Below are 16,968 nucleotides of genomic sequence, written 5' to 3' on the forward strand. Positions count from 1 at the left end.
GCAAAACTTCCCAGCCCTATTCCATATAGAGACCCAAAACCTTCATTTGAAACCATTAAAACTTCAAAAAGAGGAAATTACACTGCGGAAACTTCACCGCGTTTTGTGCTCATTGCTGTGCTTAAAATAGTAACGAAACCAATGCCGGCCCCCCCCCCCCCAATAACACGTGAGTGAGAACGACATGAATAGCGATGCGAAACAACTACTTGAACATTTGTGCCACCAATACGACAAACTGTCACAGGACCTAGAATCTCGCCCTTTCCCTGAGTTTTCAGAGACCATTTCTCACCCATTGTGGAACTGCTTCGTTCATTGTTCCGTCGGCAGCCAACGCTTCTCGATTGTTTCAGTTAACTTCGCTCCCAAGATCAGAGGACAAGGTGTTTTTACATCATTTCTTAGTTACGTTAGAAATCACCCGTACCAGTATCAAGGCGTTGAAGTCGCTATCATTGAAAACCAACATCTGGCTAAGCGGTTACTGTCGCGGGGATGGGAATATAAATCTCTATTTAGCAGGCTATTTTTTTCGCACAAACCGACTCTGATTAAAGACTTTCAATACACGTCGTAACTTGTGGTGTCGTTCGGTTAATCGCCTTTCAACATCTCGATAAAAGCTTGCCTTGATTGCTGAGAGCTGTCGCGATGTGTGGTGTATTCTACATGCGTACCTTTATCGGCTGTCTCTGATAACTCAATCCCCCACAGAGCGTTGAACTCATTTGGTACGATAGAGTAACGCACGTCAATGACTCGCAATGCATTGTTTGGGTCTCCGGCGATGAAGCCATCAGAAAACCAACGAAATCGTTCAATGTCTTTGGCTTGCTGCGATGCAGGATCCAACCATGGAAAATCTGCAGCCACATTCAACTTGGCAATGGACTCTCCGGTATACGTTTTTATTGACCTCCCTGCTCTTATGGCATCAACGTGGTAATAGTGTTCGGTTTCGTAGATGACTTTCCAAACCAAGGTATTTGCGAACGTGGGTTTGGCTTCTAATCGTTGGGGTGTATGCCGCCTTGCTTCAGCTAACGCCCAACCTGCCTCTTCTGCTCGGTCTCTTTGATACATGCCAAATGTGAGATAAACAAGCGCCCAAACTACAGCAATACGCGGATACCAAGGGTTACGCTTCATCAGGCCAAGTATCAAAGTGAACAAGATTGGTAAGGTAAAAAGAGGGTCAATCACGGAAACCGTACTCCAAGAATAACGGGTATTGGTGAACGGCCATAAGAGCTGGGTCCCGTAGCTGGTACATGCGTCCAATAAGCCATGCGTAGCGTATCCTAATGCGCAGTACCACCAGCTTTGTTTGAAGGATAATCCACCTTTTTTAGCAATAAGTGGATGCAATATCAGGGCACAGATAAAGCTTCCAATAGGGATAAAGAAAAGTGAATGAGTGAACTGTCGGTGAAATTCCAAAAACAGCAATGGGTCATTGGCTGATCGGATCAATATGTCCAAGTCTGGCGCCATGCCTGCAAGTAAGCCAAGTGCTCCAGCGGCCACTAGATGCTGCTTTTTACTCGCTGACAGGGACAAGGATGCCCCAACTAATCCCTGAGTGAATGGATCCACGGTTTGTTCACTCTATTGTGCTTAAAAACAAGAAATCTTTGCCCCATAAAATCTCCGTATTTAAATAAAGGGATCGGCTTTAATCAGTCACACCGAAAGCGATTGAAAAATAACGCGTTAGTTTTAGTGTAGATGGATTAGGTTTGTTCGCGAGTTTGTCTTAAATACGACTCAGAGGTAGGGTTTGACGTTTCAACTTATGTCAGTCTCTCTATGAGTCCTCTAATCAGGTATAATCCCGCATCCAATATTTGGAGTATAAACGTCCACATCACTCAACCTGTACCATTGTCGAGGCATCTCTTGCAGCTAACCAGCTTTAAATACAGAACGCGTAAAGGCCCTGATTATCGTCACGGCGACCAAGTGTCGTTCATCGATATTAAAGAGACGTTTAGCATCGGTGGTATTCGTATTGGTAAGTGGGTGAACAAGGAAGAAAAAGATCTCGCCGCGAACTTGATCTTCGATTCTTTAGCAGACTTGGCCTTTATATTGGCACTGCCACCTTCAGCAATTGGTCTTCGTGGCAACCTGAATCTTGCTTTCGGAACTGGAGGACGAAAAGGCGTTCAAGCGCATTACGCCCCGAATCAGCGCGAGTTGGCACTAGCGAAAAATGCAGGAGCCGGAGCACTGGCCCATGAGTTTTGGCACGCATTTGACCATTACATTGCTGAAAAGGCGTTTGATATTGGCGACCGTTCCGGCCCTCAGCGTAAGACGATTTTCGCCAGCGATTGTTGGCTCCAAAATGCCGATCATTTTCCGCACCCACTCAATGAGCGATTGCTTAAGATATTTGACGCCACATTGCTCACGCCAGACGGCCAAGATAGACACGATTATGTGTCTCGAAGTGTAAAAGCAGACCAAGCAATGGGATCGAGCTACTTTTCACAGCCTACTGAGATGATGGCAAGAGCCTTTGAGGCCGTCGTAGAGTCATGCTCTGGCATAGAGAACGCTTATCTAGTTTCGGGTACAACCAGGCCTGATACCTTGCCCCTCTATCCCGATATAGCGCACAGACATATCATTAATGACGCACTGCAAGCGTACTTTCGCCCTTTGGGAGATGCCCTAAGTCGTTGATACGTGAATAGCGACTATTCATCATTATCTCGCGCAGTTTGAGCATAAACCTTTCCCATCAATCTCAAAAAGGTTTATACATAACATTATGTTATTCAAGCTACTGAATATTTCATGACGTCAAAAGAAATTCTAAAAATTCGCAATGTCCGCTGTTTCCTTATGTTCCGAACCAGCTATTTTGCGCGCTTCTATTATCCCGTATTTACCCTGCTCTATTTGGACTACGGGTTAACACTTTCTCAGTTTGCCATGCTCAATGTCGTGTGGGCGGCGACCATTGTTTTAGCTGAAGTACCGTCTGGCGCCTTCGCTGATACGCTAGGTCGTAAAAGACTGGTGGTTTTATCATCGCTCGTCATGTTCATCGAAATCGCAATGATCGCCTTTGTCCCAACCGGGAACCCCACTTTTGTTTTCATTGTGTTTTTGATTAACCGAGTATTGAGCGGCTTAGCGATGGCGTTGGCAAGCGGCGCGGATGAAGCATTGGCGTACGATACGTTAAAAGAACAAGGCAAAGAGGAGCAGTGGCCACGTGTGTTGCAGATTCAACTTCGCCTTTCGTCAAGCGTTGGTATTGTTGTCACACTATTGGGGGCAGCCATGTACGACGTTAACTTTATGGCGTCGGTGTATCACTTCCTTGGACTGGCAGAGCCAGAAACGACCCAAGACATCATGCGCATCCCTGTTTACGCGACATTGCTTGTTGCGTTGATCGCCATCTACGCGGCGCTGGGCATGAGTGAAGCAAAAAGGGTTATTCCTAGCAACGAGAATAAATTAGCTTCGACCATAGCAAGTATGAAACTGACGCTCACAACAGCGAAATGGGTACTGTCTACGCCTTACGTACTGTTTATCTTGCTTTATTACAGTTTGTTCGAACACACTTCGCGTATGTTTTTAACCATGAACAGTCAGTACTATCGCGCAATTGATATTCCAATTATTTACTTCGGTTTTATCGGGGCTGGCATTAGCTTATTGCAGATCATCTTGGCTGGTCAAAGCCGCCGATTGGCGGAAAGCATGGCGCCGAAGACGTTCATCTTAATGATGGGGATTGCCACAATGGCAACTTACTATTGGATTAGTATGGGCTGGTCGATTTATGGGGTGATTCCTGCGCTGATTCTGATCTTTATTATCATGACGATGAACATCTTCATCAGCTACCACCTGAACAAAAAGACCGAGTCACATAACCGAGCAACGGTATTGAGCTTCAAAGGTTTGATGTTCAACCTAGGCTACGGGTTGATCGGTATGCTCTATGCCTACTACTACAAGCTGCTATCGCAAAACTACACCGAGGAACAGATAGAACAGCACATTGATTTTATCGCGTCCCTGTCTTCATTCTTCTATTACTTTACGTTCTTATTTGTCGCAATCAGCGTCTTTTTCTATATCAAAGACAAAAAGCAGGCGATCTTTTAGATCGCCTGTTGGTAGGAAGGTTCAAACTACCACTTTCTATCTAAGTCTTTTGCATACAGAGAGATCGCACGCTGATACGCTTTAATGGCTTCACTGTTCGTGGTTGAAACCAATAACTCTAGTAACAACGACGTTGCTTCTTTATGACGACCGAGGTTGTATAAACACATCGCGTAAAACGGCTGAACTTCTACCGCATTAGGGTATTCGTTGATGGTTTGCTCGAAGTAACTTAGTGCTTCTTGGTACTCTCCAAGACTACGGTAAGTACTCGCGAGACCAAATAAAGCATCAAACCTTTCATCAGCAGAAAGTATCCCTTCAAGAGACGCCGTATAGTGCTTAATGGCTTCTTGTTCTTTACCTTCATTATCGTAAGACCATGCAATATGCAGGTGAGCTTTCGCCGCGTAATTCTCATCACCTAATAGCGTTGTGAGCAACGCTCTAGACTCTTGGTAGTTGGACGCTTTGCGTAGCTCAATGGCCTGCTGGATGACTGATTCCATCATTTTCTTCCTTTGAAATTGCATCTATTTATATCTGTAGCGATTCGCTCTACGTGTTTGGCCGCATTAAAACACGCTATCATGCCAACTTTGGCTTTTTGAAGTAATAACGGTAGTAGCCCACAAGGTTGCTGGAGATAAATAGGACTTCCATTAGCACAGCGGTTGGTGAACCAATCAGGTAATTATGAAGCAACCAGAAGGAAGTGCCGACAATCATCAGCTGACGTAAGCGGCGATCATCTTCTTGAAACGCCGCCATTGTTTGAAAGACAGAGCCGAAGCAACTTACGATGCTCGTTACGCCCGTAAACGTCACACCTGCCGCAATAACCGACGCGCCACAGAATAAATACTTTAGCTTTGAAGAGGTTGAGAAGATGCTGATCAGATAACGCACAGTAGCGATCCCCATTAGAGAGGCACCTGTCCATTGCTCCAATAATGCGAAATGGCTAGATATTAAAACGCCGGCACAGAATAAACTGGCAACAATCTTCTTTCTCTCTTTGAATTGAAACGACAACAAATCGAAGCAAATGGCAATTGCTACGAGTACCTGTGACAAGAAAAACGCATCCATACCTACACCTACTGTTACAAATTCTTACAACTGGCGCAGCGTATGATCGACTTCGAAATGACACCACTATCTTCGTGCCACAGCATAGAAAAATGTGAATGTCGATCACATGTATGGCGTACTACATTCAAGCCAACGAATGGTCAGAAGCCTCTCTCAAGGCCTCAACACGCCAAGGTGGATTCTTTCGATTTTCCCCTGCCCAATACAGCTTAATTTCGTTACCCGAGGGATCGGTCAGCATCGCCTCTCTCCAAAGATACTCTTTGTCAGTTGGCTCTTGTACAAACTCGATTCCTCTTGTCTTTAACTTTGCGACTAAAACATCAAGCTCTTTGTGCTCAAAATAGATAACGCTGTTATTTTTAGACTGTGACTCACCGAGATAAAGTGAAAAGGTCGCTTCTCCTTCAGGGCATTCAAAACGCGCATAATGGTCTGCTTCCACGATCAATTTAAACCCCAGCTTTTGATAAAACTGGATGGACAGTTCGATGTCTTTTACGGTTAACAGTACTTGATTTAGATTCATAGAAATTCCTTTTCCTAGTTCTTACTTAAAGATTTGTGGTTCGTGTTCTGAAAGTATTTGAAGGTAAGACCTCAAGTTAACCTGAGGTCAAGAAGGAATTTCACGCTTTGTTAAAGACTCAAGATAAATGAGAATTAAAAGTCACAACGCTATTAGATCATACTTCCGCTCGGACACCCTTGGGACAAAACACTTCCGTAGCTTGTCGTCGGAGTAAATAACATGACTAAATCTGCTGGCAAGAACACTACATCAGTAACCAAAGACAAAGGCATATCCACAAATGAAATAGGATATAAAGCATATGACACTGCAGAGCCATCCAAGAAGCATGGCTGGCGCGCAACTGACAACGCCGTACCGGAGAATGGTTTACCGTAACCACCTCTAGCATGGGCATCCATAGATGAACATCCCACCGTCAAAGAAGCCATTACTATAACGGTAAGCACTTGTAGTTTTTTAAGAAGATTGTTTTTCATGTTCGATAGGTTCCAACTGATTGTTATTGATATACATTATTATTCGGCGACATTAACGCCTTATGTATTTATAAAACAACCTATCTAGCTAATTTAATGGGTAATAAATCAATTTTTGTGATGAATGCATTGTTTCTTTTCATCAAGGTATTCATGTTTGCCACCCCATTTATAAGCAAACATAAAGACGCGTCCCCAAAGCTCAACTTGAGGAAATAATAAAGATGTTTAGCGGAGCGTTATAGCAAGTTGATACCAAACTGTTTAGCTATCAAGTTGGTTATAGCAAAGCAAACGACAGACACGATGCAACTGATCAGTAAAGTGGTCCAAAAGGAATACTTACTGAGTAGGTAAGGGAAAAGAAGAAACATTGGCAGTGTTGGCACAACAAACCAAAAAGTATAAAACGCATGATTAGACAGTTTCTCCGTTCCCTGCCCTTCGATATACATCCAAACCAACGCCAGTATGGTCACGGTAGGCAATGCAGCAACCAATGCGCCTAATCTATCGCTTCGCTTTGCGACTTCAGATATTAGTACCACAATAGCAGCGGTTGTCAGGTACTTGGTTACAATCCATAGCATGTCAATCCTCCTGATCGATGATGCGCTCGTCCATAATCACTCAATCCCACACGCAGTTAATTACTGGTCATGTGTGAGCTATCAAATCCACTATTTGCTCTGGCGTCATTGGCCAGTCTAGCGCTGACACATTCACCTTTATGAGTGCGTGATTAACGCCCTCGTCATGCCAAGTAGTCGTACAAACTACACCGGATACGTACCTGATTTACAAGGCGATAAAGCCATATCTGTGAGTGCGACACTAAATCACAGTGAAACTCTGTCACCCAGAGGCATTCGAACTTCAACAATAAGCCCACTCCACCCCGCGGTAAATTCCACTTATTTTCATAATCTTACAATAACAATAAAAACAATAAATTTTTATAAAGATGAACTTTGAGCTTTTTTCCGTAGCTTTCCGCGCAATTCGTTTCTCTTTTTGTTGATAAATCTCTAGCTTGACCACCACTTTCACAACGACATGAAAGGCAACGATGATAACCGCTAATAACAAGTTATCAATCAGCAGCTATAACACTGGGAAACACATAATGAAAAATAAAACTGCAGCACTTTTCGCTCTAACAGCATTAACAGCAGCAACAACGTTCACCGCTAACGCAGCGGCAAAATACGAGTCGTTTGTTGGTATTGATGCTGGTACACGCTTAAGTGGGCAAGCTGAATCCAAATATGACGGAAAAGAAGATCACCTAGACCTAAAATCATCAATGGTATTTGGCGTGGAAGGTGGTGTAATCCTTAACCAAGCGCATCAGTTCAGCATCGGTTACGACTACCGTGGAGTGAGTGTTGACTACACTGATGACGATCTTGAAGTTGGCACGCTATACACACAGTACGATTACCTTGTACCTATCACGCAAAAGCTGGCGTGGACTATTGGTGGCAAGCTTGGTTACGAGATGTATAACTCAGATTTTGATAATGCAGACGAGCTAAACGGTGTCGTATTGGGTGCACAAACAGGCCTAAACTACCGCTTTAACGCTTGGAGCGTAGGTACTGAGGTGAGCTACCTTCACCACACACACGAATTCGAATCTTCAGAGACCTACAACGGTCAAACAGAAACTTCATCATATAAGATCGGTGACGAAGTTCTGCTAACAGCAAACGTGAAATACCACTTCTAATAACAACAATCTTAGTTGGCTTTTTCTCCCGGGAAACCGGGAGTTTGTTCGTTTTAAAAGAAGGTAATTACCAAACTCGGCTTAGCATTAAGTGGTTTCGCTCTCTCGCGATCACATCAAGGTTTTCATCGTGATAGATGAGTTGGTTCTTAGACGTACCAGAAAGAAACAATGAGCTGTAACTCGCCGCTTGGTAACCATCTAGCACTTTGGTGGTTTGAATGGGCTCAGTCGTATAAGAAAACTCAAACTCCCCATTAAATGAATTGTTAATTTTCCCCGTCACCGCAAAAAGCGCAACACCCTCTAACCCATTTCCCTCTATGGATACCGTTGATTCGAGGTTCTCATTATTTAAATCAACCTCAATGCGCTCTTTCCACACACCGCCGTCCGCTGAGTATTGCTGTACTGTGGTGGTGTATCTACCACTGAGCAAAAGCTTCTTTTCACTCACATACACAGAAACGCCGTAAAGGGTGAGCGAAAGTAGGAACAGCCCAATCCAAGGTCTCAAGCTACGTTTCATCCGAGCTCCTTAATCAGCTTTGGTAACGTGTCCATTTCGAACAGATAGTTTTCACTGCGTTGGTGTGCGTTCTCATAAACCGACAGAGTATAAATTCCTTCGGTTTCCGCCACAAAATAGAAGCAATCACATTCCGAGCGATGAATCATAGACTCAAGCTCTGGCGGTATTGTCGTCGCTTTTTGTTTTAGAACTTTATGATGGTTAATCTCGATGAACTCATAGTCTTCGTGGAGGTAGGAAACCAAATGTGTGTTGGTTACCCTAGAAAAATTGAAGAAAGACAACAGCACGAGCACAAGAGAAAAGAATGCCAGAGAGGCTTTCGCTAACGTAAGTGAGTTAAAAGCGCGACGATTTGGCGTTGATACCTTAGCTCCCGCACAACTGCAATAGAGCATGTACCCGACACCCGCAATGGTTCGTAGCTCTACGCAATCAGAGATGGCAATGGCAAGCCTCAGCTTTTGTACCGACTTTTGCAGAGAAGAATCCGTTACGATCGTATCCGGCCACCCTGCTTGTTTGAGCGTCTCTTTATCAATAACTTGGTTTGCATTGTCCAGAAACGCTTTGAATAAAAGACATTCGTTGTAATTCAATGAGCGTTCAAGGCGGCCTGTGCTGACGCTCATCTTTTCGATGTCGAATATCAAATCGTCACAAGTGTACTGTTTTCTCACTTTTACTTTGCCTATGAACGTTTTAGCTAAAAGGCCTACAATTATAATTGATATACAAAGCCACTATCAACCCTTGACGTAAACGCGGTTTCTACCGGTTTGCTTAGCTTTGTATAGCGCTTCGTCGGCCTCTGCCAGGGCGATCCTTACATCATCAGCAGAATGAAAATGGGCAACGCCGATACTCACCGTAATTTCTATATTCAAATCATTAATAAGAATTGGAGTTGCAGCGACCTCTTGTCGAAGCTCTTCACAGAACAACACTGCTTCTGCTCTCGTAGCACCTGGCATAAGGAGAACAAATTCCTCGCCACCAGTACGTGACAAAGTAAAATTCAAATCGGTCTTCGCCCCACACAGCAAAGCAAACTGAACCAGAACCACATCGCCAACTTCATGGCCGTAGGTATCGTTGATGGCTTTAAAGAAATCGATATCAAAAACAGCAATAGAGCCAAAAACCTGTTGTTCTTTTAAAGTGTAAAGTCGATTTTCCAAACCTCGTCTATTTAGTAATCCTGTAAGAAAGTCTGTGTATGCTTCGTTTTGTAAATCGAAACGTTGTTTCTCAGACCGGCGATATTGATTAAAAAACTTTACGGGGGACATTATCAAAAGCAAGGAGATAAGCAACGTCGAGAAAATAAGAACTCTGGCCAGTACTCCTGAATCGCTCGGCGAAATAGATACCTGCCAGTTGGTGTTAAATATTGTCACGATGCTAGTGTCAGCATCGCAATCAACCTCACCTTTACTACTGATCACTTTTTCATGAAAGTTGCGATTATCTGGATCGAATCCAACGATCGAATAATTAGAGATATTTTTATCTTCTAGAATATTCTCTAGCGATTGTAAAATCGTTTCTAAATAGATAACCGAAGAGGAAAAGCCCACGAATCCAGATTCATTGGTAATTCCTTTACGCAGGATAAAAGCTTGCTTGCCATTTTGAACCAGCGTTACCGGCCCAATTACCATGTTTTTACGGCAATTAATCGACTGCTCTGCTCCTAGCCTTCTGCTTTGATCTTGAAGCACATTGTGACCTAGCGCCCGTTTATTTTCTTCATATGGGTAGACGAGCGTCACAACGCCCTTTGGCAAATATAGCAAGGAATCAACGTTACTATAGGTAAACAACAAAGTCCGACTCAGTTTGTTAAACGCTTCAAGTGAGATTTGGCTATCTTCAGAAAGTACTACGACTTCCTTCAATACTTCTGCGGTAATCAAGGCATCGTTGAACACCTTCTTCATCTCTTTGTTTATCGCATTGATGACATTAACTGACTCTTTTTGGTTATTGATTCTACTCAGTTGAGTCGCTAGTAATTCGGTTAATATCATTACCGAAATGACTAATGCTACTTTGATGCTTTTGTTCATGATAACAATCCCAGTTCGTTTGGTTCTCCATATCCATTACTTGGTTCTAAAAATTCCATCTATATGTCAATAATTTCTTTTCTTATCGACGTTATTATGTTCGAGAAATTCAAGAAGCAGGGATTATACGCATAATTGAATAACGGTCGATGCCCAATGGGTATCGTTAAGGAAAAACTTTTTTATCAAGATTGATTAATTTTCTATCGATCGACGGCGGTGATCGACACGATCGATTATCTTGATTAAAAAGATTGATCTAGACGGAAAATATTTTCGCGCAAACTTGTTCAATGGGTAACCAAACAATCAGCATTGCCAATAAAAAGACTAAGACGGAAATAAAAAAGACGGCAGCGAGGCACCGTCTTTTAGTTGGCTTTAACTACGATATATGACTAGCCAGTCTCTATGGCAATAAAACCGTGTCGATAACATGAACCATACCATCTGATAATCGGTTATCGATATCAAGCAACCCAGCTTCTGAGTTGGTTGCGATGATCAACCCTCCTTCAAAATTGACCGTATTGCCTTCGAGCATGACAATCATTTTCGCTCGCACCTGTATCGTTATCTGTGCCGGTGAGCATATAGAATGCGTTATCATTCGGCGCAAATAACCGTTAAGTCAGTGCCATCAAAAGCCTCGACAACGCCTGTAGCGATCAGAGCGGCAACCAAAATATCGAGTCTCCACCGTTGTCATCAAAACCAAACGGTTCGCCGGAAGCACCAACGGCAAATTCCACAATCGAGGCATCGATCTGGTTTGCCCATTTTGGTTTCTCGGAATAGCTTACTGCACTAAAAGTAAGTGCGAAGGAAGCTATCAGTGTGGTGAGTGAACGTAGTAAAAGTCCCATTTTCAGTCTCCCTTTCACGAGCGTGTTTAAAACACTTTCAATCGCACTGATGCCTACGCACCAAATTATTCAATCGATCAATTTATTTGGAATTTTGACTGGAATTCTTTTACACATCAGCCCGGGAACTAAGAGTGATTTTTCTGCTCCGCATCCGCGATTGTTTTAGATATCAACAACTCAAAGTGCTCCAACTGGCCAGCAGGTATCAACTGGTTTTGAATTTCGCGTCGCTTATCAGAATCGAACAGACGCTCTGCTAGCCAACCAATGAGATACATGAGTGATAAGCAACCACCTGCTGTTGCAATATTGCCTTCTACAACGAGAGGAGCATCTTGAACATCCCCTCCCATGCTTTCCAATACTGGTTTCGCATCTGGGTTTGTTGTGAGCTGTTTACCATCAAGTAAACCCAATTCATGCAAGATAAAAGAGCCGGCGCAAATCGAGCCAATCAGTTGCTTTTCAGGGGCAAGCTTCATTGCCGACATAAACTCTCTATCTTGGAGTGCTGCTGGGATCCCTTTCTTGCCACTTGCGATTAGCACAACGTCTTGTGCAGCAGCTTCAGAGATATGGCCATCCGTTTTTACCGCCATACCTAGGTGAGAAATATGTTCTGGCTTGGTTCCTAACACTTTGACAGTCCAACTGTCTTGGGTTCTTCCCAACAGGTCATACATCAAGAAAAAGTCTACGTCAGTGAAGTCATCAAACAACACAATGCCAACGGTATACATAAGCCAACTAACCTAACCAATTATTAAACAGTGCGAAGAGTGTAACGACAAACCAAGCAAGTCGCGAATTGTTCATTAGAACTAAGCTCACACATTCGTACATACTTAATAAGCCCTTGCTAATTAGCGTATTTTTGACATTCAGAGCAGACACAACATCAGTTGTATTGATATCTACTTATGATAATTGCGCGGTCAATCACATCGAAAAAATCATTGAAATCAATCGATTTAATTCCTTATTAACTTTTATAAATCCGAACTACTATCATGTAGAACCATCGCTCAACATAAATAAGGTTAACAATAATGAAAAAGGCTTTCTCTACTCTAAGCATCGCAGTCGCACTGTTTTCTAGTGCCGCATTTGCTGCAGACAACTACACGCTTGATTCCGATCTCTCTTCCCTAAGCTTCGCAACAATCAAAAAGCAGTATATTGTCGAGCCCGCGACCATTGATGCCCTATCCGGAACACTCAACAGTGATGGGCAATTCGATGTCGCTATCGACCTAAACAGCATCAATACAGGGATTCCAATCCGAAATACACGCCTGAACGAGATCTTCTTTGAATCTGCAAAACACGCACCAGTAAAAGTGGCTGGCAAAGTGGATTGGGCCGCTCTGGGTGAAGGCTCACACAAGGTAAAAGTACCGGCAGAAGTGACGTTGTTTGGTAAGACGAAATCCGTAGAATTCCCTGTTGTGGTACTCAATGCAGGTAATACCGTAATGGTAAGTTCAAGTGCACCTGTCATCATCGGTGCTAGTGATTTTGGTATCCCAACGGAAAACTTGACCAACTTGGCGGCAACGGTTGGTGGAATTAAGATTTCGGATAGAGTTCCACTTACTCTGAACCTAACCTTTAAAAAGTAGTTTAGTAGCCCAAAAGCGGCTTGCTAACTGGAAACAAAGGCTTGGATAGGCTCACCAAGCCTTTTTTTATGCGCCATCAAACAAACCTTTCTTTAAGGTTTATGACCGACTTAGCTTGGACAAGTTAAACGCCATACTTCTTAAGACATCATTCTTATTCACGAAATGATGTTTCAGAGCGGCCAGTGCGTGTAGCAAAACCAAGCTTGCCAAAGTCGCGCAACCAAAACGATGAACCATAAAAAAGAACGCATTCACTTCAGCATTTGAAATTGGGTTTGGAATAGTAAACAGCCAAAAGAATGGGTACTCGTGCTTAAGCATTAAAAAACCGCTAACAAACACAACGAACATCACTAGATAGAGAGTGCCATGTGCAAGTTTGGCCATGCTTTTCTGAGTGTTTGGAATTGTGTCTGGTAGCTCTGGTGTCTCACGAAAAAATGACCACCCCCACCTCACAATTAATAGTACCGAAGCGATCGTTGCAAACGACATATTAAGCGTCGATAAAACGTGGAACAGTTGCGGCATATCCATAACGAATAACATGCCGTAGCCTGCAATCGTTGCATAGATAATAATCACTGCCATAATCCAGTGTAGCCATTTGCTGAACGCGTCGTATTGTTGAGTGGATGTATTTTGGACGTGCGGAATCGCTTTCTGGTTCTGACCAGAATCTAATTTCGACATATTGTCACCACTGACTTTTATTTGAGATTGGCATGGGAATACGGCGAGCAAGAGCGTTCCCATGATGAAGATTGAAGAAATAACGGAAGGCATAAGAGCCTTCCGTCGTTCAAGTAGATTACAAGATGAGGTGAGTACTACTTGCTTACGCCGATCATGTCGTTAAAGTAGTCCACTTGCTCTGCCATGCTCAAACCTTGGTTGTTTGAACCCAACGTCCACATAAAGAAGCCACCATAACCGTTATCTTTCTGCCATTTAGCACGGTCTAGGTTGTTCTGGCGTGTTTCGACAAAGTTACCACCTGGTGCCCACTGACTGTTGATCGTATTACCTAAAACAATCTTCGACTTGTCTCCAATGTATTCAGCATAGTTTGCCATCGCCACTTCGTATAGGAAGTTTCGACCCGCGTCGTATGTCATCACGTTGAAGAAATCAAAGTCATTCTTGGTCGCTTTCAACAAATCAATCACTTCACCGTGGTGAGATGAGCGGCCAGACTCTTCAATGTAAGAACAGTTTTCAAATACGCTCGCGTCCATACATTCAACTGGATCTGCGCCTACGTGGTAAGTCGTCAGAGACAGAACCTTCGTATTGCCCACTTTCTCACGGATCAGTTTGATCAAAGCCGTCAAGTCCTGATTCTCTTTGTCCGTGATTCGTGCCGCTTTCTCGAAGTCGAAATCTAAACCATCAATGTGCACGTAACCCGCTAATTGGTACTTGCTGTAGTCACAACTACCGTCTGAATTTGTTGCAAGACACTCGCCTTCCATCTCTTCAGGTTTTAGGTTCTTTTTGTACACTGGGAATGGTGTATGCACCAAATCAACCAAACCTGTCGCAACCGATTCACGGCTTTCAGGCGTACTGATAGCCGACCAAATGCTTTCGTAAGTTTGACCACCAAACGCCACCATCATAGTGACATTTTCATTGTCATGCTTGAGCGTTGACCATGCTAGGTACTGTGTTGGCATCCAGTCCGGGTTGTAATCCGGTGGCGTAAGCATGCTATCAGAGATCGTGATATTACCGCTTGCGTCCCACTTACCAAATGACAATAGGTAACCATCACCTTCTGAGTTGAATAACTCTTCGTAGTCATTCAAACCCCAAGACGTTAGGTAACTGATAGAGCGGTCAGGGTTATCGACTAAGCCGCCACCACCTGTGCTTTCTTTCACCGTAATGTTAGACGTTGCAGACGTTTGCTCTTGGTTGGCCGTATTCACCGCTTTTGCTGTGATAGCGTATGTACCCTTTTGAGCACCTAGCCATTCATATTCATAAGGTGCTTCAGTGTCTTTAAACAGCTCGCTGCCATTCGCGATGAAGCTAACCGAGGAAATATCGCCTTCGTAGCTCTTCGCGTCTGCTTTGATCGAAATCGCACGACCTTCGAAGTAGCTTGAACCATCGACAGGAGATGTTAAAGAAACAACCAAGTCTTTATCGGTAATCGCTAAAGAAATTGGCGCCGCCTCTGCACTCGCACCTTGATCATCGTAAGCAACTACCGTCAATGTGTATTGGCCTTCGACTTGAGCAGGCACCGTGATGGTGTAAGTATCTCCTTGTGAAGGCGTGTTTGATGTTGCAACCACTTGACCATTCAATTGAACATCAACGCGGGCAACTTCAGTGTCATCCGTAGCATCGACAACCACGTCGAATGCTTGGTTAGGTGCGATTTTCTGTCCATCTTGCGGCGATTGAACGTCCACCACTGGTACTGGGTTTGGATCACACTCACCAACTTCATTCCATGCATCTTTCCACGCATCCGGGTAATCAGGGTGACCTGTTCCCGGTGTCCATACTGGGTTGCCACACCAACCAGCTACCGTACACGAGTAGATATTGCCAATGTTAGTGACTTCATCACCGACTTGATAAGCCACACCATCTTCGTACTGAGGTATGTCACCACAGCTTGTGCTTGTATCTGTCACCGTGATGGTTAAGTTCTTACTAGAGACATGTTGCTCGTCATCTTTTGCTTCCGCACGAAGCGTTGTAGAGCCTGCTGTTTGCGTTGTCCAGTCACAAGAGAAATCTTGCGTCGCTTTCGCATCAAGAGAACACACTTCTGCATCGTTAGCGAAGAACTTAACGGTCGCTAAGTCATCATCTGCATCCGTCACATGCGCTGAAATTGTGATGCTGTCACCTTTTTGGTGAGAAGAGCCTGCGTCTGGCGAGATAAACTCAATTACAGGTGGATTTGGCGCCGTCGATTCTGACTCTACCGTCACTTGAATCGCTTTCTCTGTGAGTTTGTCACCATTGTCATTGAACGCCATTACAGTGATCGACGCAGCACCAACTTCTGTTGGAAGCCAAGCTTGCTGGTATTCTGTTGTGCCTTCTACAACGTTTTGCTCGCCCAATTTGGTACTGTTTGCCCAGAATTCTAGTTTGCTTGCACCGTCACCTTCGACACCCGTGATGATGTCAACATTCGTACCTGTGTAAACCACTGAGTTTTGAGCAGGCGCTAAGATATCCAGTGAAAACTCTGGTGGCGGAACAACTTCGCCATCCACTTTCACCACAACAGAATTCTCAAACGCGTTCAGGTCATTCAATTCGCCACCGAAAGAGATAGTCAATGCCGCAGATTCACCTGAGGCCAGCTCACTATCAACCCAAGAGCCTTCTGGGAACGTCAATGTCACCGAGTTCAATACACCATCCGCTTGCGTCGTATGAGAGATTTTCCATGATGGGTAAGAAAGATGGTTTGACGCCCAATTGATTTCGTTAATCGCTACCGGCAATAAAAATTCGATCACGGCTTCACGCATGTCTGCGCTATCTGAGCCTGTGTTTGTGATATCTAGCTTATAGGTGCTCCAGTATTCACTTTCTGACTGAGCTACCGCATCGGTGCTGAACTCTGCGGCCATGGCTTGTGAAATTGGATTCAACAATAAGCCAGAACAAAGCATTGTTAGCCCTAACGTACGATAACCAATGGAACTGGTCTGATTAGCACTGCCCTTTCTTAGATACATATTTAAGTCCTTAGTCTTATATTAATTATTTAGGTACTGTACAAAAACCTGCAATTGGCAATTCAACGATTCCTTGCAAGCACACTTAATTTATAAATAAAAATAACCAAGGCAAAAATTCATTTTCACTTCTGGGATAAATATCAAAATTTATCTATTTATGGGAATAAAAC

General features: G+C 43.7%; 19 protein-coding genes. 5 read left to right on the top strand and 14 right to left on the bottom strand.

All coding sequences use genetic code 11. From position 1 onward, the window contains the following. Positions 1-184 precede the first annotated feature (184 nt). On the top strand, positions 185-580 hold the full coding sequence (locus KIO97_RS08500) for a hypothetical protein (RefSeq protein WP_285381921.1): 396 nt from the start codon (positions 185-187) through the stop codon (positions 578-580). Positions 581-597: 17 nt separating this feature from the next. On the opposite strand, the gene KIO97_RS08505 is transcribed toward KIO97_RS08500, so the two are convergent. Beyond that, the gene (locus KIO97_RS08505) at positions 598-1,599 is read right to left on the bottom strand and encodes a metal-dependent hydrolase (protein ID WP_285381923.1); all 1,002 of its coding nucleotides are present in this window, start codon (positions 1,597-1,599) and stop codon (positions 598-600) included. 303 nt (positions 1,600-1,902) lie between these two features. Here KIO97_RS08505 and KIO97_RS08510 point away from each other — a divergent pair, with 303 nt between their 5' ends. Further along, on the top strand, positions 1,903-2,694 hold the full coding sequence (locus KIO97_RS08510) for a CLCA_X family protein (protein ID WP_285381925.1): 792 nt from the start codon (positions 1,903-1,905) through the stop codon (positions 2,692-2,694). A gap of 114 nt (positions 2,695-2,808) precedes the next feature. Next, on the top strand, positions 2,809-4,140 hold the full coding sequence (locus KIO97_RS08515; RefSeq protein WP_285381927.1) for an MFS transporter: 1,332 nt from the start codon (positions 2,809-2,811) through the stop codon (positions 4,138-4,140). Positions 4,141-4,166: 26 nt separating this feature from the next. Here the strand turns inward: KIO97_RS08515 and KIO97_RS08520 are convergent, their stop codons facing one another. From KIO97_RS08520 to KIO97_RS08540, 5 genes are all read right to left on the bottom strand, one after another. Further along, positions 4,167-4,649, bottom strand: coding sequence for a tetratricopeptide repeat protein (locus KIO97_RS08520; RefSeq protein ID WP_050909675.1), 483 nt, complete (start codon positions 4,647-4,649; stop codon positions 4,167-4,169). Between the two features lie 79 nt (positions 4,650-4,728). Continuing rightward, positions 4,729-5,232 (bottom strand): YgjV family protein, encoded by a 504-nt coding sequence (locus KIO97_RS08525; protein WP_045373364.1) that lies wholly within the window; start codon positions 5,230-5,232, stop codon positions 4,729-4,731. 127 nt (positions 5,233-5,359) lie between these two features. Beyond that, complete coding sequence (locus KIO97_RS08530) at positions 5,360-5,764, bottom strand: VOC family protein (protein ID WP_285381930.1); 405 nt, start codon at positions 5,762-5,764, stop codon at positions 5,360-5,362. Positions 5,765-5,916: 152 nt separating this feature from the next. Then, positions 5,917-6,246 (bottom strand): YceK/YidQ family lipoprotein, encoded by a 330-nt coding sequence (locus KIO97_RS08535; protein ID WP_285381932.1) that lies wholly within the window; start codon positions 6,244-6,246, stop codon positions 5,917-5,919. A 239-nt stretch (positions 6,247-6,485) separates the two neighbouring features. Continuing rightward, positions 6,486-6,836: a DUF3147 family protein gene (locus KIO97_RS08540; RefSeq protein WP_005431367.1), complete on the bottom strand. Its 351-nt coding sequence runs from the start codon at positions 6,834-6,836 to the stop codon at positions 6,486-6,488. Positions 6,837-7,372: 536 nt separating this feature from the next. Here KIO97_RS08540 and KIO97_RS08545 point away from each other — a divergent pair. Then, positions 7,373-7,978, top strand: a complete 606-nt coding sequence (locus tag KIO97_RS08545; protein ID WP_285381933.1) for a transcriptional regulator — start codon at positions 7,373-7,375, stop codon at positions 7,976-7,978. 67 nt (positions 7,979-8,045) lie between these two features. Here KIO97_RS08545 and KIO97_RS08550 read toward each other — a convergent pair whose 3' ends face one another. The 6 genes from KIO97_RS08550 to KIO97_RS08575 all read right to left on the bottom strand — a co-directional run bounded on the left by KIO97_RS08550 (position 8,046) and on the right by KIO97_RS08575 (position 12,191). Beyond that, the gene (locus tag KIO97_RS08550) at positions 8,046-8,507 is read right to left on the bottom strand and encodes a hypothetical protein (RefSeq protein ID WP_005431351.1); all 462 of its coding nucleotides are present in this window, start codon (positions 8,505-8,507) and stop codon (positions 8,046-8,048) included. After that, complete coding sequence (locus KIO97_RS08555; RefSeq protein ID WP_285381935.1) at positions 8,504-9,190, bottom strand: winged helix-turn-helix domain-containing protein; 687 nt, start codon at positions 9,188-9,190, stop codon at positions 8,504-8,506. Before KIO97_RS08555 ends, KIO97_RS08550 begins: the two co-directional genes overlap by 4 nt. A gap of 66 nt (positions 9,191-9,256) precedes the next feature. Continuing rightward, positions 9,257-10,582: a diguanylate cyclase gene (locus KIO97_RS08560; RefSeq protein ID WP_285381938.1), complete on the bottom strand. Its 1,326-nt coding sequence runs from the start codon at positions 10,580-10,582 to the stop codon at positions 9,257-9,259. 409 nt (positions 10,583-10,991) lie between these two features. After that, a complete protein-coding gene (locus KIO97_RS08565; protein ID WP_285381940.1) occupies positions 10,992-11,135 on the bottom strand; it encodes a hypothetical protein in 144 nt (47 codons plus the stop codon). Positions 11,136-11,250: 115 nt separating this feature from the next. Continuing rightward, complete coding sequence (locus KIO97_RS08570; protein WP_285381942.1) at positions 11,251-11,448, bottom strand: hypothetical protein; 198 nt, start codon at positions 11,446-11,448, stop codon at positions 11,251-11,253. 128 nt (positions 11,449-11,576) lie between these two features. Continuing rightward, the gene (locus KIO97_RS08575; RefSeq protein ID WP_285381944.1) at positions 11,577-12,191 is read right to left on the bottom strand and encodes a DJ-1/PfpI family protein; all 615 of its coding nucleotides are present in this window, start codon (positions 12,189-12,191) and stop codon (positions 11,577-11,579) included. Between the two features lie 309 nt (positions 12,192-12,500). Between KIO97_RS08575 and KIO97_RS08580 the strand changes: the two genes are divergently transcribed. Continuing rightward, positions 12,501-13,073, top strand: coding sequence for a YceI family protein (locus tag KIO97_RS08580; protein WP_005431348.1), 573 nt, complete (start codon positions 12,501-12,503; stop codon positions 13,071-13,073). Positions 13,074-13,172: 99 nt separating this feature from the next. On the opposite strand, the gene KIO97_RS08585 is transcribed toward KIO97_RS08580, so the two are convergent. Together KIO97_RS08585 and KIO97_RS08590 are read right to left on the bottom strand one after the other, a co-directional pair. Beyond that, a complete protein-coding gene (locus KIO97_RS08585; protein WP_086370711.1) occupies positions 13,173-13,769 on the bottom strand; it encodes a cytochrome b in 597 nt (198 codons plus the stop codon). Positions 13,770-13,906: 137 nt separating this feature from the next. Continuing rightward, positions 13,907-16,795, bottom strand: coding sequence for an Ig-like domain-containing protein (locus KIO97_RS08590; RefSeq protein WP_285381950.1), 2,889 nt, complete (start codon positions 16,793-16,795; stop codon positions 13,907-13,909). Between the last annotated feature and the right edge of the window lie 173 nt (positions 16,796-16,968).

The sequence above is a fragment of the Vibrio sp. B181a genome (assembly GCF_030248375.1).
Taxonomy (GTDB): domain Bacteria; phylum Pseudomonadota; class Gammaproteobacteria; order Enterobacterales; family Vibrionaceae; genus Vibrio; species Vibrio campbellii.